Annotated in this window: 19 protein-coding genes; 5 read left to right on the top strand and 14 right to left on the bottom strand. The window is 74.3% G+C overall.

All coding sequences use genetic code 11. From position 1 onward, the window contains the following. Positions 1 to 14: 14 nt before the first annotated feature. Positions 15 to 3,200, bottom strand: a complete 3,186-nt coding sequence (locus JT362_RS30060) for an ATP-dependent helicase (protein WP_260195211.1) — start codon at positions 3,198 to 3,200, stop codon at positions 15 to 17. Between the two features lie 68 nt (positions 3,201 to 3,268). Here JT362_RS30060 and JT362_RS30055 point away from each other — a divergent pair, with 68 nt between their 5' ends. After that, positions 3,269 to 3,556 carry an MGMT family protein gene (locus tag JT362_RS30055; RefSeq protein WP_260195210.1) on the top strand — a complete coding sequence of 96 codons (288 nt, stop codon included), beginning with the start codon at positions 3,269 to 3,271 and terminating at the stop codon, positions 3,554 to 3,556. Here the strand turns inward: JT362_RS30055 and JT362_RS30050 are convergent. The 4 genes from JT362_RS30050 to nirB are packed head-to-tail and all read right to left on the bottom strand — an operon-like array spanning position 3,538 to position 8,139. After that, positions 3,538 to 4,230, bottom strand: coding sequence for a sirohydrochlorin chelatase (locus JT362_RS30050; RefSeq protein WP_260195209.1), 693 nt, complete (start codon positions 4,228 to 4,230; stop codon positions 3,538 to 3,540). The genes JT362_RS30055 and JT362_RS30050 overlap by 19 nt on opposite strands. Then, positions 4,227 to 5,351 (bottom strand): uroporphyrinogen-III synthase, encoded by a 1,125-nt coding sequence (locus JT362_RS30045; protein WP_260195208.1) that lies wholly within the window; start codon positions 5,349 to 5,351, stop codon positions 4,227 to 4,229. Before JT362_RS30045 ends, JT362_RS30050 begins: the two co-directional genes overlap by 4 nt. Next, entirely contained in the window at positions 5,348 to 5,665 is a 318-nt protein-coding gene (nirD, locus tag JT362_RS30040; protein ID WP_260195207.1) for a nitrite reductase small subunit NirD, read from the bottom strand. The genes JT362_RS30045 and nirD overlap by 4 nt, the downstream gene beginning before the upstream one ends. Beyond that, positions 5,662 to 8,139, bottom strand: a complete 2,478-nt coding sequence (nirB, locus tag JT362_RS30035; RefSeq protein WP_260195206.1) for a nitrite reductase large subunit NirB — start codon at positions 8,137 to 8,139, stop codon at positions 5,662 to 5,664. Before nirB ends, nirD begins: the two co-directional genes overlap by 4 nt. Before the next feature lie 120 nt (positions 8,140 to 8,259). On the opposite strand from nirB, the gene JT362_RS30030 reads away from it, so the two are divergent. Continuing rightward, positions 8,260 to 9,105 carry an urea carboxylase-associated family protein gene (locus JT362_RS30030; RefSeq protein WP_260195205.1) on the top strand — a complete coding sequence of 282 codons (846 nt, stop codon included), beginning with the start codon at positions 8,260 to 8,262 and terminating at the stop codon, positions 9,103 to 9,105. Positions 9,106 to 9,109: 4 nt separating this feature from the next. Here the strand turns inward: JT362_RS30030 and JT362_RS30025 are convergent, their stop codons facing one another. The 3 genes from JT362_RS30025 to JT362_RS30015 are packed head-to-tail and all read right to left on the bottom strand — an operon-like array spanning position 9,110 to position 13,988. Beyond that, positions 9,110 to 10,534, bottom strand: coding sequence for an MFS transporter (locus JT362_RS30025; RefSeq protein WP_260195204.1), 1,425 nt, complete (start codon positions 10,532 to 10,534; stop codon positions 9,110 to 9,112). Next, positions 10,531 to 11,964: an FAD-dependent oxidoreductase gene (locus tag JT362_RS30020; protein WP_260195203.1), complete on the bottom strand. Its 1,434-nt coding sequence runs from the start codon at positions 11,962 to 11,964 to the stop codon at positions 10,531 to 10,533. Before JT362_RS30020 ends, JT362_RS30025 begins: the two co-directional genes overlap by 4 nt. After that, positions 11,961 to 13,988 (bottom strand): molybdopterin oxidoreductase family protein, encoded by a 2,028-nt coding sequence (locus JT362_RS30015; protein WP_260195202.1) that lies wholly within the window; start codon positions 13,986 to 13,988, stop codon positions 11,961 to 11,963. Before JT362_RS30015 ends, JT362_RS30020 begins: the two co-directional genes overlap by 4 nt. Positions 13,989 to 14,109: 121 nt before the next feature. Here JT362_RS30015 and JT362_RS30010 point away from each other — a divergent pair, with 121 nt between their 5' ends. After that, entirely contained in the window at positions 14,110 to 14,628 is a 519-nt protein-coding gene (locus JT362_RS30010) for a hypothetical protein (RefSeq protein ID WP_260195201.1), read from the top strand. A 19-nt stretch (positions 14,629 to 14,647) separates the two neighbouring features. Here JT362_RS30010 and JT362_RS30005 read toward each other — a convergent pair whose 3' ends face one another. The 4 genes from JT362_RS30005 to JT362_RS29990 form a co-directional block, all read right to left on the bottom strand. Continuing rightward, positions 14,648 to 15,436: a TIGR02569 family protein gene (locus JT362_RS30005; protein WP_260195200.1), complete on the bottom strand. Its 789-nt coding sequence runs from the start codon at positions 15,434 to 15,436 to the stop codon at positions 14,648 to 14,650. A 30-nt stretch (positions 15,437 to 15,466) separates the two neighbouring features. After that, positions 15,467 to 16,645, bottom strand: a complete 1,179-nt coding sequence (gene moeZ, locus JT362_RS30000; protein ID WP_260195199.1) for an adenylyltransferase/sulfurtransferase MoeZ — start codon at positions 16,643 to 16,645, stop codon at positions 15,467 to 15,469. Positions 16,646 to 16,825: 180 nt separating this feature from the next. Continuing rightward, positions 16,826 to 17,842: a DUF3152 domain-containing protein gene (locus JT362_RS29995; RefSeq protein ID WP_260195198.1), complete on the bottom strand. Its 1,017-nt coding sequence runs from the start codon at positions 17,840 to 17,842 to the stop codon at positions 16,826 to 16,828. A gap of 64 nt (positions 17,843 to 17,906) precedes the next feature. Further along, on the bottom strand, positions 17,907 to 18,893 hold the full coding sequence (locus tag JT362_RS29990) for an alpha/beta fold hydrolase (RefSeq protein ID WP_260195197.1): 987 nt from the start codon (positions 18,891 to 18,893) through the stop codon (positions 17,907 to 17,909). A 136-nt stretch (positions 18,894 to 19,029) separates the two neighbouring features. Here JT362_RS29990 and JT362_RS29985 point away from each other — a divergent pair, with 136 nt between their 5' ends. Next, complete coding sequence (locus tag JT362_RS29985) at positions 19,030 to 19,665, top strand: TetR/AcrR family transcriptional regulator (protein ID WP_260195196.1); 636 nt, start codon at positions 19,030 to 19,032, stop codon at positions 19,663 to 19,665. 16 nt (positions 19,666 to 19,681) lie between these two features. Next, positions 19,682 to 20,383, top strand: a complete 702-nt coding sequence (locus tag JT362_RS29980) for a TetR/AcrR family transcriptional regulator (protein ID WP_260195195.1) — start codon at positions 19,682 to 19,684, stop codon at positions 20,381 to 20,383. 13 nt (positions 20,384 to 20,396) lie between these two features. Here JT362_RS29980 and JT362_RS29975 read toward each other — a convergent pair whose 3' ends face one another. Together JT362_RS29975 and JT362_RS29970 are read right to left on the bottom strand one after the other, a co-directional pair. Then, positions 20,397 to 20,624 carry a DUF3107 domain-containing protein gene (locus tag JT362_RS29975; protein ID WP_260195194.1) on the bottom strand — a complete coding sequence of 76 codons (228 nt, stop codon included), beginning with the start codon at positions 20,622 to 20,624 and terminating at the stop codon, positions 20,397 to 20,399. Positions 20,625 to 20,670: 46 nt separating this feature from the next. Then, complete coding sequence (locus JT362_RS29970) at positions 20,671 to 21,321, bottom strand: ferritin-like fold-containing protein (protein WP_260195193.1); 651 nt, start codon at positions 21,319 to 21,321, stop codon at positions 20,671 to 20,673. Positions 21,322 to 21,470: the final 149 nt, after the last annotated feature.

Raw genomic sequence — 21,470 nt, 5'->3', positions numbered from 1 at the left:
GCTGATCAGGTCACTCACTCGGTCACCTGGCGGCCGCTGGGGTTGACCGGGCAGCTGAACCGGACCGGGCAACGGGCGCAGTCGGGGTTCTGGCGGGCGGTGTAGTCGGGACCGACACTGGCCGCGGCGGCGTCGGCGACCACGCCGGTCCAGTGTTTGAGGCCGGCGTCGTCGACCGGGGGCTGGGTGCGTTCGGTGGCGTGGGTCTTGCGGTTGGCCTTGGACACGTACAGCAGCCGCGCGCCGCCCGGTTCGCGGTCCAGGCCCAGTTCGACGAACGCACCGTACGCCGCCGCGAGCTGGTACACCGCCAGCTGCGGGTGCTCCTTGGCGTCCTCCGCGCTGACCGGGACGCGGCCGGTCTTGACGTCCACCACCACCGGGTGGCCGTCGGCGTCGGACTCCAGGCGGTCGACGCGGCCCTTGATCCGCACCGGGGGGTCGGTGTCGGGGAGGTCGACACCGAAGCCGCGTTCCACGGCCACCTGGGTCAGCTCGCCTCGGGTCGCGCGCAGCCAGCCGAGGAACGTGTCCATCATGGCGTGCAGCCGGGCCCGCTCACGCCGGGAGAACCACGGGGCGCCGGCGTCCACGGCGTCCCATGCGCGGTCCAGTTCGGCCCGCAGGCGGGCCTCGTCGGCGCCGTCGGCGGCGGCCTGGGCCAGCGCGTGCACCAGGACGCCGGTGATCGACGCCAGCTCCGCCGGGTCCGAGCCGCCGTGGCGTTCGACCATCCAGCGCAGCGGACAGCGCGCCAGTACCTCCACAGTGGACGGCGAGACGGCGATCCGCTCGCCGACCGGCATCACCTGGTCCATAGTGGACAGTTCGGGCAGGCCGTACCAGACGTCGGGGTCGGCGCCGGGCACGCCGGCGTCGGCCAGGCGGGCGAGCTGGCGCGCGGCCCGCCTTCTGCGTTCCGGCGTCGAGGTGCCGTCGCACACGGCCCGGCGCAGCTCGCCGACCAGGTCGGCGAGCACCAGCGCGCGGCGGGGCCGGTCGAAGCCGCCCGGGCGGGCGGTGTCCTCGACGTCGCCGCCGGCCAGCTCGGCCAGGAACCGGGACGGCTGCTCGTCCTCGCCGCGGATCGCGGACAGCAGCAGCGTCTCCCGCGCCCGGCTCGCGGCGACCAGCAGCAGGCGGCGTTCCTCGGCGAGCAGCGGGGCCTGCTGGGACACCTCGGCGCCGTCGATCCCGGCGAGCAGGTCGGTCAGGTGCTCCACGCCGAGCAGCGATCCGCGCAGCCGCAGGTCCGGCCAGGTGCCCTCCTGCACACCGAGCACCGCCACGACCGTCCACTCGCGACCGACGGCGGCGTGCGCGGTGAGCACCGACACCGCCTCGCCGCGCTGTGCTGACGGAGCCAGCGTGTCCCCCACGATCCGTTGCGCGGCAAGGAAGTCGGCGAACCCGGTGACACCGGCGCCGGGCAGCCGGTCGGCGTAGCGGGCGGCGGCGTGGAACAGGCCGACGATCGCGTCGAGGTCGCGGTCCGCCTGCGCGCCCAGGGTGCCGCCGCGCCGGGACTGGGCCGACCAGCGGGCCTCCAGGCCGCTCTCCTGCCACACCGACCACAGGATCTGCTCGATGCCCGCGTTGTCGGCGATCCCCTGCCGCGCGGTCGCCAGCAGCCCAGCGACCTTGCGGACGCTGCCGGCCTCCGCGTCGTCCAGCGCAGCGAGCGTGTCGGCCGAGTTCAGCACCTCGACCAGCAGCTCGTCACTCGGCCGGTCCTGGCCGGCGGCGAGTTCCAGCCGGCGCAGGCCGCGGCGCAGGCGGCGCAGGGCCAGCGGGTCGGCGCCGCCGAACTGGCAGGACAGCAGCAGCTCGGCGCGCGCGGGATCGAGTACGCGCGGGTTGGCGGCGACCCGGAGCAGCTCCAGGAACGGGCGGACGGCGGGCCGGCGGGCCAGCGGGACCTCGTCGGCGTCGGTGCTGACCGGGACGCCGGCGATGGACAGGGCGCGGTGCAGCACCGGGATCGCGAGGGTGGCGGAGCGGACCAGCACGGCCATCTCCGACCACGGCACCCCGTCGACCAGGTGCGCGCGGCGGAGCTGGTCGGCGGCCCAGGCGGCCTCGGCGGCGTCGGTGGCGTGCAGGCGGATGTCGACCCGGCCGTGCTCGCTCGGCGGCTCGTCGGGGTCGGTGGTCGGCCGTTGCGGGCCCGCGCCGGGGAGGCGGGCGGCGAGGCGGGCGACGGCCTGGCGGATGGCCGGCGCGTGCCGGTGGGTCTCGCGGAGGACGACGGTGCCGCCGTCGGGTTGGGTGTCGGCCAGCAGGCGGGGGTCGGCGCCGCGGAAGGAGAAGACGGCCTGGTCCGGGTCACCGGCGAGGACGAACTCCTTGGCGGCGAACCCGAGCCGGGCGAGCAGGCGGTACTGGAGCGGGTCGAGGTGCTGGGCGTCGTCGACGAGCAGGTAGCGGACCCGGTCGCGCTCGGCCGCGAGCAGTTCGGCGTCGGTGTCGAAGGCGAGCAGGGCGGAGGCGACGAGCTCGGCGGCGTCCAGTGCCGGGGCGGACTCCTGGGCGACCGCGCTGTCCGCGGCGCCGGCGAGGAGCGTGACCTGCTCGTACTGCCGCGCGAAGGTGCCGGCGGCGACCCACTCGGGGTTCCGGTTCTCCTGGCCGAGGCGGATCAGGTCCTCCGGCCCGAGACCGCGCTCGGCGGCGCGGAGCATCAGGTCGCGGAGCTCCTCGGCGAACCCCGGAACGGCGAGCGCGGGCCAGAGCCGGTCGGGCCAGTAGTCGACCTCGTCCTCGAGGTCACCGGCGAGGAGTTCCCGGACGACGGCGTCCTGCTCCGGCCCGGACAGCAGCCGCGGCCCCGGGACGTCACGCATCGTGGCGTGCAGCCGCAGGACGGCGAACGCGTACGAGTGAACCGTGCGCACGAGCGGTTCGCGCACGGTCCGCAGATCGTCACCCTCGGTGAGTCGCGTCGTGATGGCGGCCCGGACGTCGGTTGCGGCGCGCCGGTTGGCGGTGATGACGAGGAGCTGGTCGGGGTCGACGCCACCGCGCAGGATCCGGTCGGTGGCGACCTCGGTGAGCAGGGTGGTCTTGCCGGTGCCCGGGCCCCCCAGAACCCGGACGAACCCTTCGGCGCCGTCCAGCACGCGCTGGGCGGCGGCGTCCCACCGGGCGGGAGGCCGCGGTGGCACCGGCCGGCGCACCAGCCGAGGAGCCGTCAGGACCACGCCGACGATGAAAACACGGGCGCACGCCGGGTGCCGCACCGGCACGCCGCCGCGGGGGATACTTCGGTGTGGACGAAGAGCTGCACGAGCGGGTCCGGGACGTGATCGCGTCGGTTCCCGCTGGTCGGGTGACGTGTTACGGGGACGTGGCGGCGATGGCGGGCGCGTCGACGCCCCGGCTGGTGGGCCGGATCCTGAGCGAGGACGGGCAGGACCTGCCGTGGCACCGGGTGCTGCGGGCGAACGGGACGCCGGCGCCGCACCTGGCGCGACGGCAACTGGAGCTGCTGCGCGCGGAGGGCGTCCTGGCGGACGGGCAACGGGTGAGCATGCGCCGCTACCGCTGGCGGCCCTGAACCGCGACCCGCGCAGTCCTGGGGAGCCCCAGGGCGGGCCGAGGTGCCGGTGGGGCGGTGCGGTAACGCGTCACGATCAGGTCGACCACGTTGGGGTGGGTGCCGAGGGGGTCGGACACGACGGGGGCGCTCGCGCGGGCCGAGCGGTGGAACAGGCCCGGTGCGAGCAGCCAGGACGACACCGCCCAGCCCGGGTTCGCCACCTCCGTGATCCTCGGCGACCTGGTCGCGTAGCCGATGCGGACCTCGACGCCGGTGCGGGCGGCCAGGCCCGCCGCCGCTTGTTCGGTGTCGGCCTGGGCCTGGACGGCGGTGGAGCCGGCCGCGGCCAGGACGATCGGCTCGCCACGCCAGCCGGCTTCGGTGAGGCGGACGTGGGCGGCGGCTATCAGGCCCGGCGCCGGGCCCAACGGCTCGGTGATCACGGCTCGGTCGGCCACCTGGGCGGGGATGTCCACCCGCACGTGGTAGCCGCTCGCCAGGAACGCGGGGACGACCACCGCCGGGGCCAGCGCGGCCAACGCGGTGGTCACGTCGGGGTCGCGGACATCGGCGTAGGCGATCTCCACGCGAACCTGGGGCAAGCGTTTGCGGACCGCCACGGCCAGGTTTTCCACCACGCGCGCGCCGGCTGGGTCGCGGGTGCCGTGGGCCACCAGGAGCAGCGGCCTCACGAGGCGGGCACCGCCAGGCGGTAGCCGCGTTTGACCACCGTCTGGACCAGGTCGGTGGTGCCGAGGGCGGAACGTAGGCGCCCTACCGCCGTCTCGACGGCGTGTTCGTCGACCGACTCGGTGCGGCCGGAGTGGCGACGCAGCACCGCCCCCAGCACCGGGCGGGGCAGGGTTCGGCCGGGGCTCGCGGCCAGCGCTCGTAGGACGGCCATGGGGGCGGGTGGCACGGGGCGCAGGTGGCCGTCGACGAGCGCGGCCTGGCCGCGTAGCTCGAGGGTGCTGGTGCCCGCGCGCACGCGGACGGCGCGAGCGGGGAGGACGGTCGCCAACTCCCGGACCAGGGCGCCGATGCGCGCCCGCGCGGGGCTGATGACGGGCACACCGACGCCGGCCAGTGGGGCGGCGGTGATCGGGCCGACGCAGGCGACCAGCAGGCGGTCGCGCAGGACGTCCAGCACGGCCTCGTACCGGCCTCGGCGCTCGGCGGTGCGGAGGACGCTCGCCGCGGCGGGGGCGCTGGTGAACGTGAGCGCGTCCAACTGGCCGGCCAGCACGGCGTCGAGGAGGCGGTCCAGGGGTGCGGTGTCGGACGGGGCGGTCCAGCGGTAGACCGGCACCTCCAGGACCTCGGCGCCGGCCGAACGCAACGTGTCCACGAAGTCCCGCAGCGGTTCTCCGTGCAACTGCACGGCGATGCGGTGTCCGTCCACTCCGGACTTCAGGAGGTGGTCCAGTACCTCGGCGTTGGACTCCGACTCGGGGGCCCAGGTCTCGACCAGGCCGGCGGCCCGCACCGCGCCCTTGGCCTTCGGGCCTCGGGTGAGGAGGGTCGAGGCGGCCAACGTCCGGCGCAGGTCGTCGCCCATGGCCCAGCCGTCGGCGGCTTCCAGCCAGCCGCGGAAGCCGATGCCGGTGGTCGCGACCACCACGTCGGCGGGACGTCGCAGCAGGGCGCGGGTGGCGGCCACCAGTTCCGCGTCGTCGGCCAGCGGCACGATCCGGATCGCCGGGCCGTGCAGCACGGTGGCGCCGCGGCGTTCCAGGAGGGCGCCCAGCTCGTCGGCGCGGCGGGCGGCGGTGACGCCGACGGTGTAGCCGGCCAGCGGGGCGACCTCGCTCACGCGGCCACCACGACCTGGCCGGCCTCCACCCGTACCCGGTACACCCGCACGGACACCGCGCGATCCTCCACGCACGTGCCCGTGCGCAGGTCGAAGTGCTGTTTGTGCATGGGTGACGCGACCACGGGCACGCCGTCGAGGTCGCCGACGATGCCCCGGGAGAGGACCGCCGCCCGGCTGAACGGGTCGATGTTGGACAGGGCGAAGACCTCCCCGGCTCCGGTGCGGAACAGGGCGACCTGCTCGCCGGACGGCAGCAGGGCCGCGGCGCCCCGGTCGGGCAGCAGGTCGGACAGGGCACAGACGACGGTCATCCGACGACCTCCGGGACGCCCAGCAGCACCGGCACGCGCTGGCCGCGTTCCTCGCGGAACGTCACCGTCGGGTCCGGGGCGCCGGGGGCGTTGACGAACGACGTGAACCGGGCCAGCTTGTCGGGGTCGTCCAGTACGCCGCGCCACTCGTCGGAGTAGGACTCGACGTGCCTGGCCATCGCGGCTTCCAGGTCGGCGCAGACGCCGAGGGTGTCGTCGACGATCACCTCGCGCAGGTGGTCCAGGCCGCCGTCCAGGGACTCCAGCCACGCCGACGTGCGTTGCAGGCGGTCGGCGGTGCGGACGTAGAACATCAGGAAGCGGTCGATCAGGCGGACCAGCGTGGCCGAGTCCACATCGGACACCAGGAGCTGCGCGTGCCGTGGGGTGAAGCCGCCGTTGCCGGCCACGTACAGGTTCCAGCCGTGCTCGGTGGCGATGACGCCGAAGTCCTTGCCGCGCGCCTCCGCGCACTCCCTGGCACAGCCGGACACCCCGGCCTTGATCTTGTGCGGCGACCGCAGCCCCCGGTAGCGCAGCTCCAGCTCGATCGCCATCCGCACCGAGTCCTGCACGCCGTAGCGGCACCACGTGCTGCCGACGCACGACTTGACGGTGCGCAGCGCCTTCCCGTACGCGTGCCCGGACTCGAATCCGGCGTCCACCAGGCGCCGCCAGATCGCCGGCAGGTCCTCGACCCTCGCGCCGAACAGGTCGATCCGCTGCCCGCCGGTGATCTTCGTGTAGAGCCCGTAGTCCTGCGCGACCTGGGCGATCACCATCAGCCGGTGCGGGGTGATCTCCCCACCGGGGATCCTCGGCACCACCGAGTAGGTGCCGTTGCGCTGGAGGTTCGCCAGGAAGTGGTCGTTGGTGTCCTGCAACGCCGCCTGCTCGCCGTCCAACACGTGCCCGCCGCCGGTCGACGCCAGCATCGACGCCACCGCCGGCTTGCAGACGTCGCAGCCCCGGCCGGTGCCGTGCCGGGCGACCAGGTCGCTGAACGTGCGCACGCCGGTGGTCCGGACGATCTCGAACAGCTCCACCCGGCTCTGCGTGAAGTGCTCGCACAGCGCCTTGGACTGCACCACCCCGGCCTCGCCGAGCAGCCGCTTGAGCATCGGCACGCACGAGCCGCAGCCGGTCCCCGCCTTCGTGCACGCCTTGAGGGCCGGCACGTCCGCGCAGCCCTCGGCGATCGCGCCGTCGACCGCCGCCCTGGTCACCGCGTGGCACGAGCAGACCTGGGCGTCCGCCGGCAGCGTGCCCGCCGGTTCGGCTCCGGCGAGCAGACCGACCGGATCGACCGGGACCGGGCGGCCGACCAGCGGGCGCAGCGCCGCGTACGCCGACGCGTCGCCGACCAGCACGCCGCCGAGCAGGGTGGACGCGTCGTCGGAGAGCACGAGCTTCTTGTACGAGCCGGAGACCGCGTCGTTCAGCACCACCTCCAGGGCGCCCTCCGCGCGGGCGTGCGCGTCGCCGAAGCTCGCCACGTCCACGCCGAGGAGCTTGAGCTTGGTGGCGGTGTCCGCCTCGGCGAAGGTCGCCGTGCCGCCGAGCAGCCGGTCGGCGACCACCTCGGCCATCGCGTACCCGGGCGCGACGAGCCCGTGCACGCGGCCGCCGACACAGGCGCACTCGCCGACCGCCCACACGTGCGGGTCGTCGGTGCGGCACGCGGAGTCGACCACGACACCGCCGCGTTCGCCGAGCGCCAGCCCGGCCGCCGCGGCCAGCGAGTCCCTCGGCCGGACCCCGGCGGCGAACACCACGAGGTCCACGTCCAGCTCGGTTCCGTTGCCCAGCTTGGCGACCAGCCGCTCGCCGTCGCGCTCGATCGCCTTCGTGCCGGTGCCGGCGTGCACGGTGACGTCGAGGTCGGTGATCAGCCTGCGCAGCAGCGCGCCGCCGCCCGCGTCGACCTGCAGCGGCATCAGCCACGGCGCGAGCTCCACGACGTGCGGGGAGAGTCCCAGGTCGCGCAGTGCCTTGGCCGCCTCCAGGCCGAGCAGGCCGCCGCCGACGACCAGGGCGGCACGCCGGCCGCGGCGGATCCGCGAGGCGTAGTCGCGGATGCCGTCGAGGTCGTCGATCGTGCGGTACACGTGGCAGCCCGGCAGGTCGTGGCCCGGCACCGGCGGTACGAACGGGTACGAGCCGGTGGCCAGCACCAGCGCGTCGTACCCGAGGACCGCACCGCTGGCCGAGGTCACCGTGCACGCGGCCCGGTCGATCGACACCACCGGGTCGCCGAGCCGGACCTCCACGTCCCGGTCGTGTTCGGCCAGCGCGAGCCGGCCGGCGTCCCAGTCGTCCACATAGGACGTGAGGGCGACCCGGTCGTAGGCCGGGCGGGCCTCCTCGCCGAACACCACGACCCGCCACTCGCCCGCCCGGTCCCGCTCGCGCACCGCGGCGACCAGGCGGTGCCCCACCATCCCGTTGCCGACCACGACGAGTGTCTTCTGCACGGCCCCATGCTCGACGGCGGCCGTGTCGGCGTCGGGTCGCCGCTGTTTCGCCGCCGTTACGGAGCTCTCCCACCCGTGGCGATAGCGTGGCGAGAAGTCGCGGAGGAACGGGAGGACCGAGTGGGCGGACAGGCGGGCTACTACCAGGCGGGACCGGGCAGCGTGCTGGAGGTGGACCAGGGGTTCTACGACCGGCTCGCCGCCGACACCGACGGGCGCGAGGTGGTCGAGCGGTTCGAGATCCCGATCCGTTCCGGCCGGGCGTGGGAGGTTCCCGCCGGGTACCTGTGCCGGATCGTCACCACCGAAGCCGGACCGCAGTGCGGGGACTTCAACGTGTGGAACCGGCACAACCCGCGGGAGCGGCTGTGGACCTCGCGGACCCGGCAGCTGCAGGGCACCCACGTCACCCGGTACGACCGGCTGTGGTCCACCCTGCCGTACCTGCGGCCGCTGCTGACCATCACCGGCGACTCCCTCGAGGACTACGGCACCGACGCGGACGGCGCCCGCGTGCACGATCTGCTCGGCTCGCGGTGCGACCCCTACATCAACCGGATCCTCACCGGGGTCGACGCGGACGTGCACTGCCACTCGAACCTGGTCCGGGCCGTGCTGCCGTACGGGCTGACCGAGTTCGACGTGCACGACGTGTTGAACATCTTCACCGTCACCGGGATCAACGCCGACGGCGAGTACTTCATGAAGCCGTCGCCGGCCGAACCGGGCGACTTCTTCGAGTTCTTCGCCGAACAGGACCTGCTCTGCGCGCTGTCCACCTGCCCGGCGGGCGACCTGTCCGTGCCGATGTGGGGACCGGACGCCCGCGATCCGATCGACGTGTGCCGCCCGCTCGAGGTGGAGGTGCTGCGTCCGGCGGCGGCGTCGGTGGACGGCTGGCGGCCGCCGCCGGTCGCGCGGTACGCCGGGATGCACGGCCTGGACTTCCCGGAGCGGCACGCCTGACGCGTCAGATGGCGTTCGCGGCGCCGGCCAGGCTCGGCAGGCGCCGCACGGCGAACGTGCGGCGCAGGTAGCAGAACCAGGTGAGGAACGCGAACACCACGTAGCCGCCGAGGAACACCCACAGCGCCGGCACCGGCCAGTCCGCGCCGCCGTCCAGGGCGGCCTGCCGGAAGACCAGCTGGATGGCGAACCCGCCGAACGCCCCGACCGCGCCGGCGATGCCGATCACCGCAGCCGCCTCGCGCTTGTACCGCAGCGCGGTGGCCGCCGGCGCGAGCCCGTTGGCGGCCGCGTCCCGGCGGCCCAGCTCGCCGAAGATCACCGGGATCATCCGGTAGGTGGAGCCGTTGCCGGCGCCGGAGAGCAGGAAGATCCCCAGGTACGCGCCGAAGAACAGGGCGAAGCTGTGCGCCTGCACCCCGGCGACGGCGAGCGCGGTGCAGCCGGTCATGCCGGCGAAGCAGCCGAGCGTCACCCGCGCGCCGCCGAGCCGGTCGGCGAGCCAGCCGCCGAGCGGGCGCGCGACCGAGCCGACGAGCGCGCCGACGAACCCGAGCCCGGCGAGGTGGGTGGCGACGAACGGGTGCGCGGCCAGGAACTCCGGGAAGGTGCTGCGGATGACCAGCGGCAGCGCGAACGAGTACCCGATGAACGACCCGAACGTGCCGACGTACAGCAACGACACGATCCACGTCTGCCCGTGCCGCAGCGCGGACACGTACGAGCGGGTGTCCGCGCGGGCCTGGGTGAGGCTGTCCATGAACAGCCACGCGCACACCGCGGCCACCACCACGAACGGGATCCAGACCAGCCCGGCGTTGGCCAGCCGCACCTGTCCCGAGGCCGCCACCGGGACTCCGGCGACCACCACCAGCGGCACGACGAGCTGCACCACCGCGACCCCGAGGTTGCCGCCGGCGGCGTTGAGGCCGAGCGCGAAACCCTTGCGCCGCTCGGGGTAGAAGAACGAGATGTTGGCCATCGACGAGGAGAAGTTGCCGCCGCCGACCCCCGCGGTCGCCGCGCACGCCAGCAGTACCCAGAACTGGGTGTCGTGCGTCTGGGCGGCGAGCCACCCGCCGGGCACGACCACGGCGAGCAGGGTCGACGGCACCAGCAGCAGCCCCGCGCTGACCGTCGTCCACAGCCGGCCGCCGAACCGGGGCACCGCGAACGTGTAGGGGATCCGCAGTGCCGCGCCGACCAGGTTGGGCACGGCGGTGAGCCAGAACGTCTCCCCCAGCGACATCGGCAGCCCGGCGGCGTCGAGGTTGAGCACGACGACCGACCACAGCACCCAGATCGCGAACCCGAGATGCTCGGCGAACACCGAGAACACGAGGTTGCGCCGCGCCACCCGCCGCCCGGTGGCCGCCCAGAACTCCTCGTCGTCGGGCTCCCAGCGCTCGATCCACCGCCCGCGCCTCATCGCGTCGGGTCCGTGTCGGCGAGCCAGGTGGCGATGACGCCGACCGCGTCCCGGCAGCCGCCGCAGCCGGTGGTGGCTCGGGTGCTGGTGGCGAGGTCGGCGGCGGAGCGGGCACCGGAGCGCCAGGCGGTGACCAGGGCCCGCTTGGTGACCGTGTTGCAGCGGCAGATGGTGGCCGACGCGGGCAGGTCGACCGGGCTCGCCGGCTGCCCCGACCCGGCGCGGCCCAGCAGCAGCGCGAGCCGGTCGGCCGGCGCTGGCGCGCCCCGGTCGTAGAGCTGGGTGATGGCGGCCGCCGCGTCCGGGGCGCCGAGCACGATCGCGCCGGTCACCCGTTCCTCGCGCAGCACGAGCTTGGCGTACCGGCCGCGGGCGGCGTCCTGCAGGCAGAGCACCTCCGCGTCGGCGTCGTCCACGTCGGTGTGCACCTCGCCGAGCGCGGCCAGGTCGACGTCGCGGGCCTTGAGCCTGGTCACCACGGGCGTGCCCCGGTACCGGGCGGCCGGGTCGGTGCCGGTGAGCAGGTCGGCGAGCACGGCGGCCTGCTCCCACGCCGGCTGCACCAGCCCGGACACCGTGCCGGGGTGGCGGGCGCAGTCGCCGAGCGCGTGCACCCTCGGGTCGCTGGTGCGCAGGGCGTCGTCCACCACGATCCCGCCGTCGACGGTGATCCCGGCCGCCGCCGCGAGGGTGGTCTCCGGCCGCACCCCGGCGGACACGACCACCAGGTCGGCCGGCACCAGGCCGCCGTCGGCGAGCTTGAGCCCGTCGCCGGGCAGGTACCTGGCCGCGGTGACGCCGAGCCGGGTCTCGATGCCCAGGGTGGCCAGCGTCGCGGCCAGCACCCGCCCGGCCGCCGGGTCGAGCTGGCGTTCCATCAGGTGCCCCACCGGGTGCACGACGGTCACCAGGTTCCCCCGGTGCGCGAGGCCACGAGCCGCCTCCAGCCCGAGCAGCCCGCCACCGAGCACGGCGACCGGCGCGCCCGGCCGGGACGCCGCCAGGATCGCGGCGCAGTCGTCCAGCGTGCGGAACGCCACCGCTCCGGGCGCGAGCCCGCCGTCCACGACCAGGCCCTCCACCGGCGGCAGCCACGGCCGGCTCCCGGTAGCCAGCACCAGCACGTCGTAGTCCACAGTGGACCCGTCGGTGAGCGTGACCCGGCGCGCCGCCCGGTCGACGCCGGTCACCGAACCGGCACGCAGGTCGACGTGGTGCCGTGCCGGCCAGCTGGGATCCTGCAACCGCACCGAGTCCGTGCGGAGCGACCCGCCGAGCACTCCCGACAGCAGCACCCGGTTGTAAGCGGGGTGCCGCTCCTCCCCGACGACCGTCAGCGCCACCCGCGCGCCGTCCGGGTCACGCCGCCGGACCTCCTCGGCCAGCCGCGCACCCGCCATCCCGTACCCGACAACGAGAACGTGTCTCACCGAACCTCCACAGGGGACAGTCGACCGGCGCACACCTTGAACTCGGGCATCCCGCTCACCGGGTCCAGCGCGGGGTTCGTGAGCAGGTTCGCCCGCCCCTCGCCGGCGAAGTGGAACGGCAGGAACACCACGTCCGGCCGCATCGACGCGACCGCCCGCACCCTGGCCACCACCGACCCGCGACGCGACGAGACCAGCGCGGAGTCCCCGTCGGCCAGCCCCACCCGCGCGGCCGTGTCCGGATGCACCTCCACGAAGCACGACGGCACCGCCGACGCCAGCTCCGGCACCAGCCGGGTCTGCGCGCCGGACTGGTAGTGCGCCAGCACCCGGCCGGTGGTCACCACCAGGGGGAACTCGTCGTCCGGTGCCTCGGCCGGCCCGGAGTGGTCCACCGGCGCGAACCTGGCCCGCCCGTCCGGGTGCGCGAACGAGTCCAGGAACAACCTGGGCGTCCCCGGGTGATCGACCCGAGGCACCGGCCAGTGCAGGGCCTCCCCCGCACGCAGCCGGTCGTAGGTCACGCCCGCGTAGTCCGCCGGGCCACCCGCCGACGCGCGCCGCAGCTCGTCGAACACGGCCTCCGCGTCGGCCGGGAACCGCGCGGCCGGCTGGCCGAGCCGGACCGCGAGACCGGCCAGCACGTCCAGGTCGGTCCGTACCTCCGCCGGCGGGTCGACCGCCTTGCGGCGCAACAGGATGCGGCCCTCCAGGTTGGTCAGCGTGCCGTCCTCCTCGGCCCACTGGGTGACCGGCAGCACCACGTCCGCGTGCCGCGCGGTCTCCGACAGCACCACGTCGGCGACCACCAGCAGGCCCAGCCCCGCCAGCCACCCGGTCACCCGGCCCGCGTCCGGCGCCGACACCACCGGGTTCGACCCGAACACCAGCAGCGCCCGCGCGTCCGAGTCGAGCAGCTCGGCCGCCGACGGCCCCGGCCCGGGCAGCGAGTCCGGGTCGACGCCCCACACCCCGGCGACGTGCGCCCGCGCGGCCGGGTCGTCGAGGCGCCGGTACCCGGGCAACTGGTCGGCCTTCTGCCCGTGCTCGCGCCCGCCCTGCCCGTTGCCCTGCCCGGTCAGGCAGCCGAACCCCGACCCGAGCCGCCCCGGCAGGCCGAGCGCGAGCGCGAGGTTGATCCAGGCGCCGACCGTGTCCGTGCCGCCGGCGTGCTGCTCGGTGCCGCGCGCGGTGAGCACGTACGCGCTCCCGGCCTCGGCGAGCAGGGCGGCGGCCCGGCGCTGGTCCGCGGCGGCCACCCCGGTGACCCGCTCGACGCGTTCCGGCCACCACGCCGCCGCGATCCGCCACGCGTCGTCGAAGCCGGTGGTGCGCTCGGCGACGTAGGCCTTGTCCAGGTGCCCGTCGGCGACCACCGCGTGCAGGACGCCCAGCGCGAGCGCGAGGTCGGTGCCGGGTGCCGGCTGGAGGTGCAGGGTGGCGGCCTCGGCGGTCGGCGTGCGGCGCGGGTCGACGACGACCAGCTCCGCGCCGGCCAGGTGCTGGGTGAACGGCGGCATCGTCTCCGCCGGGTTCGCGCCGGCGAGCAGTACCGCGCCGGCGCCGGCGAGGTCGGAGACCGGGAACGGCAGTCCCCGGTCCAGGCCGAACGCGCGCGTCGACGCGGCGGCCGCCGAGGACATGCAGAACCGGCCGTTGTAGTCGATCCGCGCGGTGCCGAGGGCGACCCGGGCGAACTTGCCGAGCAGGTAGGCCTTCTCGTTGGTCAGCCCGCCGCCGCCGAACACCGCGACCGCGTCCCGGCCGTGCGTGTCCTGGAGGGCGCGCACCCGCCGCGCGACGGTGTCCAGCGCGGTGCCCCAGGAAGCCGGGCGCAGTTCGCCGCCGGTGCGTACCAGCGGCGTGGTCAGCCGCCCCGGCGAGTCCAGTACCGCCGCGGCGGTCCACCCCTTCTGGCAGAGGCCGCCCCGGCTGGTGGGGAACTCGCGCGGCGCGACGGTCGTCCCGGTGAGTCGCATCCCGCACTGGAGCGCGCAGTAGGGGCAGTGCGTGTCGACCGGCATGCGGCTGACGCTAGGGAGCGCGTGTTAACCCGGGATGCGGCAGTGTTTCCGGTGCGAGACATTGCCCGCGCACGACGCCCGGGCCGGTGGTGAGCCAGGTCGCGACCCCAGGGGAGGACGGATGCCGAGACAGCTGGCCGGCGTGTGGGTGATCGGGTCGGTGTTGATGGGCACGCTCGCGGTGCTGTTCACCCTCGACCGGGGGCCGCTGCCGTTCCGGCCGCTGGCCGCGCTGCCGGTCGTCACCCTGGTCGGGGTGTTGGGGGTGGCGGCGGCGCTGGTCGCGGCGCTCGGGCTGCTCGCGTGGGGGACGCCGGGGGTGTCGTGGCTGCCGGAGACCCCGCGCGGCAGGGTCCTGTGGGTGGTGCTGGTCGCCGTCGGCGGGGTGGCCGGCTGCGGGTTCCTGGCGGCGGTGACGTTCGCGGTCGGTCTGCCGCTGGACGCGCAGCTGGTGCTCGGCTACGTCGCGGGCGGGCTGCCGTTCGCGCTGGTCGCGGCGATGCTGGTGCGTCCGGCCGCGGTGAACGTGGCCGCGGTCGTGCTGGCCGGGGCGCTGGTGGTCGCCGGGTTCGTGGTCGCCCCGGCCGGCCTCGTGCGGGAGTGCGCGGGCCTGCTGGTCCTGCTGGTCACCACCTGGTGAACCGACGCGGTCGCGCCGGTCACAGCGTGGTGATCCGGTGTGCGGCGCGTTCGAGGCCGCGCAGGGACTGTTCGGTGGAGTGCGGGTGCAGGGCGTGCACCGCGAGCCGGAACAGCAGGGCGTGCAGCAGCGCCTGCGACCAGTCCGGCAGGTGCGCCCAGCGACGCAGGATGCCCGGATCGGCACCGCCCCAGGCCAGCGCGTCGACCACCACCACCGCGGCCGCCCACTCGGGCGGGCGGTGGTACGGGGTGAAGTCGACGATCCCGGGCGCGGCGGCGCCGGCGAACAGCACGGTGCCGAACAGGTCGCCGTGCACGATCTGGGGTCGCGTCCGCAGCGGCTGGCGCCCGCCGGCGAGCACGTCGAACAGCCGGCCGCCGAGCGCCGGGTTCAACGGGGCCTCGTCGGTGCCGGCGGCGACCCGGTCGGCCAGCGCGAACACGTCGGCGCGGGCGGCCAGGAACCGGGGCACCGGCAGGTCACCGATGGCGTGGTGCAGCCGCAGCGACGCGGACACGATCTCGTCGTAGCGCGGCTCCGGGCGGCCCTCGACGAACCGGAACGCCGCCCAGCCGCCGACGACCCAGCGCCCGTCGCTGGCGCGCAGCGGACGGGCGACGCGCAGGTCGGGCACCTGCAGGTCACCCAGGGTCTGCGCGACCCAGGACGCCTCGGCCGGGTTGGTCACCGGCCGCAGGGCGATGTCGCCGCACCGCCACCGCGGCCCGACCTCGACGTACTCCGGCTCGATGTCCTTGGCGCCGAAGGCCGCGCGCACGTGCTGGGGTGGCTGGGACGCGGTCACGACCCAGCACGCTACCCGCCCGGACGCCGCTCAGTAGGTAGGCAGGCTGGGGTCGACGTCCCGCGCCCAGCCGAGCACCCCGCCGCCGACGTGCACCGCGTCGCCGAAACCCGCCTTGTGCAGGGCCGCGAGGGCCTCCGCCGAGCGCGCGCCGGACTTGCAGTGCAACACGATCGGCTTGTCCTGCGGGAGCTCCGCGAGCGCCTCGCCGGACAGGATCCGGTCCTTCGGCACGAGCACGGCGCCGGGGATGTTCACGATCTCGTACTCGTGCGGCTCGCGGACGTCGATCAGCGCGAAGTTCTCGGCCCGGTCGAACTTGTCCTTGAGCTCCTTCGGGGTGATCGTGTGGCCGGCGGCGGCCTGCTGGGCGTCGTCGGACACCACGCCGCAGAACGCGTCGTAGTCGATGAGGCCCTCGATCGGCTTGGACTCGGGGTCCTTGCGGATCTTGATGGTGCGGTACGACATCTCCAGGGCGTCGTAGACCATCAGCCGGCCGAGCAGCGGCTCGCCGATGCCGGTGAGGAGCTTGATCGCCTCGGTGACCATGACCGACCCGATCGACGCGCAGAGCACGCCGAGCACGCCGCCCTCCGCACAGGAGGGGACCATGCCGGGCGGCGGGGGCTCGGGGTAGAGGTCGCGGTAGTTGAGACCCTGGCCGTTGGGGGCGTCCTCCCAGAACACGCTGACCTGGCCCTCGAACCGGAAGATCGAGCCCCAGACGTACGGCTTGCCGAGCAGCACGGCGGCGTCGTTGACCAGGTAGCGGGTGGCGAAGTTGTCGGTGCCGTCCAGGATCAGGTCGTAGCCGCGGAACACGTCCAGCGCGTTGTCCGAGGTCAGCTGCTCCTGGTGCAGGTTGACCGTGACGAACGGGTTGATCTCGGCGACCGACTCCTTGGCCGACACGGCCTTGGGCTTGCCGACGTCCGAGACGCCGTGGATGACCTGGCGCTGCAGGTTCGACTCGTCGACCACGTCGAAGTCGATGATCCCGAGCGTGCCGACCCCCGCGGCGGCCAGGTACAGCAGCGCCGGGCTGCCCAGCCCGCCCGCGCCGACCACCAGCACCTTGGCGTTCTTCAGCCGTTTCTGCCCGTCCACCCCCACATCGGGGATGATCAGGTGCCGGCTGTAGCGGGCGACCTCGTCCTTGGTCAGCTCCTCGGCCGGCTCCACCAGCGGCGGCAAACTGCCTGCCATGGTCTCCTCCTCGACACGGTGTGCGGTACTCCCCAGTCTGCTCGGTACAACGCCGCCGTCCCACGGGAGCTCCCCCCCCCCCCACCCCCCCCCCCCCCGCCGGGCCGCCCCCCCCGGGGCGGGGGGGGCCCCCCCCCCCCCCCCCCCCCCCCCCGCGACCGGAACGTACGACTCGCGGGGTCAGGCGGGGCGGGCCTGGGGGTTGGGCCAGGCGTTGTAACGACACGTCTTGCCGTCGGCCTGGACCGGGTCGGCGTTGCCCACCTGGTCGTTGAGGCGGGCGACGTAGTCGTTGGCGACGCCGAAGGTCTGCTGCATCATCACCGGGGCCAGGGCGCCGTTCTTGGCGCAGCCGACGTGGCCGTTGTCGAAGGCGTGGCCGATCTCGTGGTTGATCGCGTACTGCCGGTACGTGCCGATGTCGCCGCCGAACGCGACCGCGCCGCGCACCCAGCGGGCCAGGTTGATCATCACGCGGCTCTCGCTGCTGCGCCAGCAGGACGACTCGTACTTGATCGAGTACCCGCAGTAGTCCGGCTGGTGGATGGTCTCCGGCGTGGCCAGCGTCATCCGGACGTCTGGTTCCTCGGCCTCGCCGTCGATCCGCTGGACCGACACCTGGCCGGTGGCCGCCCAGCCGCGCGGGTCGGCGAGCGTCGTGTCGACCAGCGACGCGAACGAGTCCTTGCCGCCGTAGGGCGCCAGGTCGATCCCGCGCTCGATCTCGATCGTGTACGTGAACAGCTCGCCGCCCGTGCCGACGCGCTCGCCGCGGCCGGGCACGATGTCGAACTCGCCCTCACCCGCCTTCGGGTACGGCGCGCCCTTCGGCAGCTCGGCGGTCGGGATGTTCAGGTTCGGCGGGACCGCGGGCTGCTCGGTGGCCTTCGGGTCCGCCGGGGCGGGCGCCTCGGGGTCCTGCTCGCCGCGCACCGCGGAGATCTGGTCGGCCCGCGCGGGCGTGCCATCGTCGTTCGCGGTGTCGATGAACACCAGCACGGTGACCGCCACCAGCACCGGCACCGCGTAGATCCGCCAGCTGTAGGTCGCGAGCAGGCCACGCAGCCCGCGCTTGCGGGTCCTGCGCCGCCGCGCGGGCCCCGGCTCGTCGCCGTCCGGCCGCCACGACGCCGCGAGCGGCTGCGCCGAGGTACGGCGCGCGCTCGCGCGGTGCCTGTCCTGGGCGCGCTTCGTCACGGCGCCCAGAATGCCACAGGTTGATAACGACGCGCCGACGAACCGGTGACTCGGATGGCCCAGGTCACCAGCGGCCGGCTGCGACCTCCTCCCACATCCCGAGCACCGCGCGGGCCACCGTGCCCGGCCGTTCCATCTGCGCGACGTGCCCGGTGCGCGGCAGCACGAGCAGCCGCCCCCTGGGCAGCAGCCGGGCTGTCCTCGGCGCCTTGCGCACCGTGACCAGCTTGTCCGCGGTCCCCCACACGACCAGCGCCGGGGCCTCGATCCTGGGCGCCAGCGTCCACAGTGACCGCGACCTGGGCACCAGCCAGGTCCGGAACAGCCCGAACGTGCTGCGCGCGAGCGCAGGGTTCGCCCAGACCAGCTTCTCCCGCTCCTCGAACTCCCTGGCCGCCTCCTGCCTGCGCGACTCCGGCACCCGGTCCGGCTCGGCGAAGCACAGCCGCAGCAGCCGCATCACCCGCGTCTCGACGTCCTCCTGCGCCAGCCGTCTGCGCACCGCGGGCCCGACCAGCGGCAGGAACGCCAGCGGCAGCCGGGGGTCGGACATCCTGGACGTGAACGGCCGCAGGTCCGGCATCGCCGGCGAGATCAGCGTGAGCGTGCGCACCAGGTCGGGGTGTCGCGCGGCGAGCAGCACCGCGATCGCCCCACCCATCGAGTTGCCGAACAGGTGCACCGGCCCGACACCCAGACCTCGGATGAATCGGGCGGCCGTGTCGGCGTGCGCGGGCATCGAGTAGTCGAACCCGTCCGGCGGCTCGGTGCGCCCGAACCCCGGCAGGTCCACCGCGATCCCCGGCACGTACCCGGACAGCTGGCCCGCGAGGTCGGTCCAGTTCGTCGCCGAGCCGCCAAGCCCGTGCAGGTAGACCGCCGTCGACTCGGCGTCCGGTGGCCCCGGCGTGCGCCGCACGTGCAGCGTCACGCCTCCCGACGTCTCGTCGCCGCCCGGCCAGGGCGGGGTGGAGCCGTCCACCGGAGGAAGCAGCGCGTCGGACAGGGGAACATGGGTAACCGGAGATCGGGTCGTGGCGCTGGTACTCATCCTCCCAGTGTCCCTGACGGGCCAGGACACGGGCGGACGATCGCGGACGATCATTACCGGCGAGTAAGGTCATATCACCCGCACGGGTCGGTGACCCCGGCTCGCAGGAGGAGTGACACGCGTGGGAGGCGGCAGGATGTCGGAGACGGTGCAACACGGCGCGCAGGCCAACCGGGCGGCCAGGCTGCCCAGGACCGCGCGGCGGGCGCAGCTGCTCGAGGCGGCGCAGGACGTCTTCGCCCGCAACGGCTACCACGCGGCGGCGATGGACGAGATCGCCGAGCGCGCCGGCGTCAGCAAGCCGGTGCTCTACCAGCACTTCCCCGGCAAGCTCGAGCTGTACATGGCGCTGCTGGAGATCCACGTCGACGAGCTGATCTCGCGGGTCACCGACGCCATGCAGTCCACCACCGACAACCGGGCGCGGGTGCGCAACGCGGTCAGCGCGTACTTCGACTTCGTCGACGGCGAGAGCCAGGCCTACCGACTCGTCTTCGAGTCCGACCTGCGCGGCGAGCCGGCCGTGCAGGCCGCGATCGACCGCGGCACCGACGCCTGCACCGCGGCGATCACCGCGACCATCACCGCCGACGCCGGCCTGGACGAGGAGCGCGCCCAGCTGCTCGCGGTCGGCCTGGTCGGGATCAGCCAGGTGGCGGCCCGGTCGTGGCTGTCGAACAACCGCACGATGCCCAAGGACGAGGCCGTCGGCCTGATCTCCACGCTGGCCTGGAAGGGCATCGGCGGCGGTTTCCCGCTGCAGAGCCCGTAGGGCTACCGTTGGGGGAATGTCCGACAACACTGGGGACGCCCGGCGCGACCGTTGGAGATCGCACCGGGCGGCACGCCGGGCGGAGTTCGTCGAGGCCGCGATGCGGGCGCTCGCCGAGCACGGCCCGGACGTGGGCATGGACCACATCGCGGCCGAGGCGGGCGTGACCAAGCCGGTGCTCTACCGGCACTTCGCCGACAAGGCCGACCTGTTCGTCGCGCTCGGCCAGCGCGGCACCGAGATCCTGTTCGACCGGCTCATCCCGGCCATGAACAACGAGGAAGCCCCGGTCCCGCGCATCCGCAAGAGCCTGGACGCGTTCTTCTCCACCGTCGAGGAGCACCCGCACCTGTACCGGGTGCTGATCCGCCGCAGCTTCGCCCGCGCCCCGGTCGAGCAGGACATCGTCGCCGAGGACAAGGAGCTGATCGCCAACGCGCTCAGCGCCCTGCTCGGCGACTACCTGCGCTCGATGAACATCGACTCCGGCGGCGCCGAGCCGTGGGGGCACGGCATCGTCGGCATGGTCCAGAACGTCAGCGAATGGTGGCTGGAACGCCGCACGATGAGCCGCGACGCGGTGGTCGAGTACCTGACCGAGATCATCTGGTCGGCGATCGACGGCTTCACCCGCGCGCACGGCATCGTCCTGGACCCGAACAAGCCGCTCGAGGTGAACAAGGTGGTCAAGCTCACCCCGACCAGCGACGCCGGCTGACCAGGCCGGCCGACTACGCGGTCGCGAAGCCCACGCGGCGGCTGTCGGCGGAGCCGATCTCGACGTAGGCGATCCGCCCGGACGGCACCACGTACCGGCGCCCCTTGTCGTCGACAAGGCTGAGCGTCCCGGCGGAGTCCTTCAACGCGCCCGCGACGAGGGACTCGATCTCCTCCGGGGACTGGTTGCTGTTGAGCACCAGCTCCCGCGCGGTGTCCGCGACTCCGACCTTGACCTCCACGCTGACCTCCGCCTCGACGCACTACACAACGCTGACCCGCACCAGGCTAGCCGAGACCGAGCGCGGTCATCCGCCTGCCATGTGCCTGCTGCAACCGCCGGAACAGCGCCGCGATTCCCGCCAGGTCACCCGTTCCGGTGACGATCAGCTCCGCGAGCCCGTCCCGCTCCGCCACCACGTACTGCGCCTGGGTCAGCGCCTCCCCCAGCAGCCGCCTGCCCCACAGCGTCAGCCGGTCGCGCACGGTCCGGTCCTGCTCGATGGCCGCCCGCACCTCCCGCTCGGCGAACGCGGAGTGCCCGGTGTCGGCCAGCACCTCCACCACCAGCGACCGGGTGCCCTCGTCGAGCCAGGTCGCGATCTCCCGGTACAGGTCGGCCGCCAGCCCGTCGCCCACATAGGCCTTGACCAGCGACTCCAGCCAGGATCGGGGCGCGGTGGAGGCGTGCCAGGTGTCGAAGTGGCCGATGAACGGCCGCATCGCGTCCTGCACGTCGACCCCGTGCTCGGCCAGGAACCGCTCGATCCGCGTGTAGTGGCCGATCTCGGCCGCCGCCATCGCCGACAGCGCTGCCCGGCCGGGCAGCGTCGGCGCGGTCCGCGCGTCCTCGGAGAGGCGGTCGAAGGCGGAGAGTTCGCCGTAGGCCAGTACGCCGAGGAGGTCGACGATCCCGGGGGCGATGGGCGACTCGCTCATGGGGCTGAGGGTATCGGCACGCCGGAGAAGGTAGACTGACCAGGACGCACGCGTTAGACGCGGCGTCCACGAGGGTGTGCGCGCCCCGCCGGCCCTCCCGCACGACACGACATGAGCGTGCGGTCGAGCGGCCCGTCCAGGGCGGAGCG

Source organism: Actinophytocola gossypii (assembly GCF_025165815.1).
Taxonomy (GTDB): domain Bacteria; phylum Actinomycetota; class Actinomycetes; order Mycobacteriales; family Pseudonocardiaceae; genus Actinophytocola; species Actinophytocola gossypii.
The sequence above is the reverse complement of the archived record's forward strand: the minus strand, read 5'-3'. Positions and strand labels throughout refer to the sequence as shown.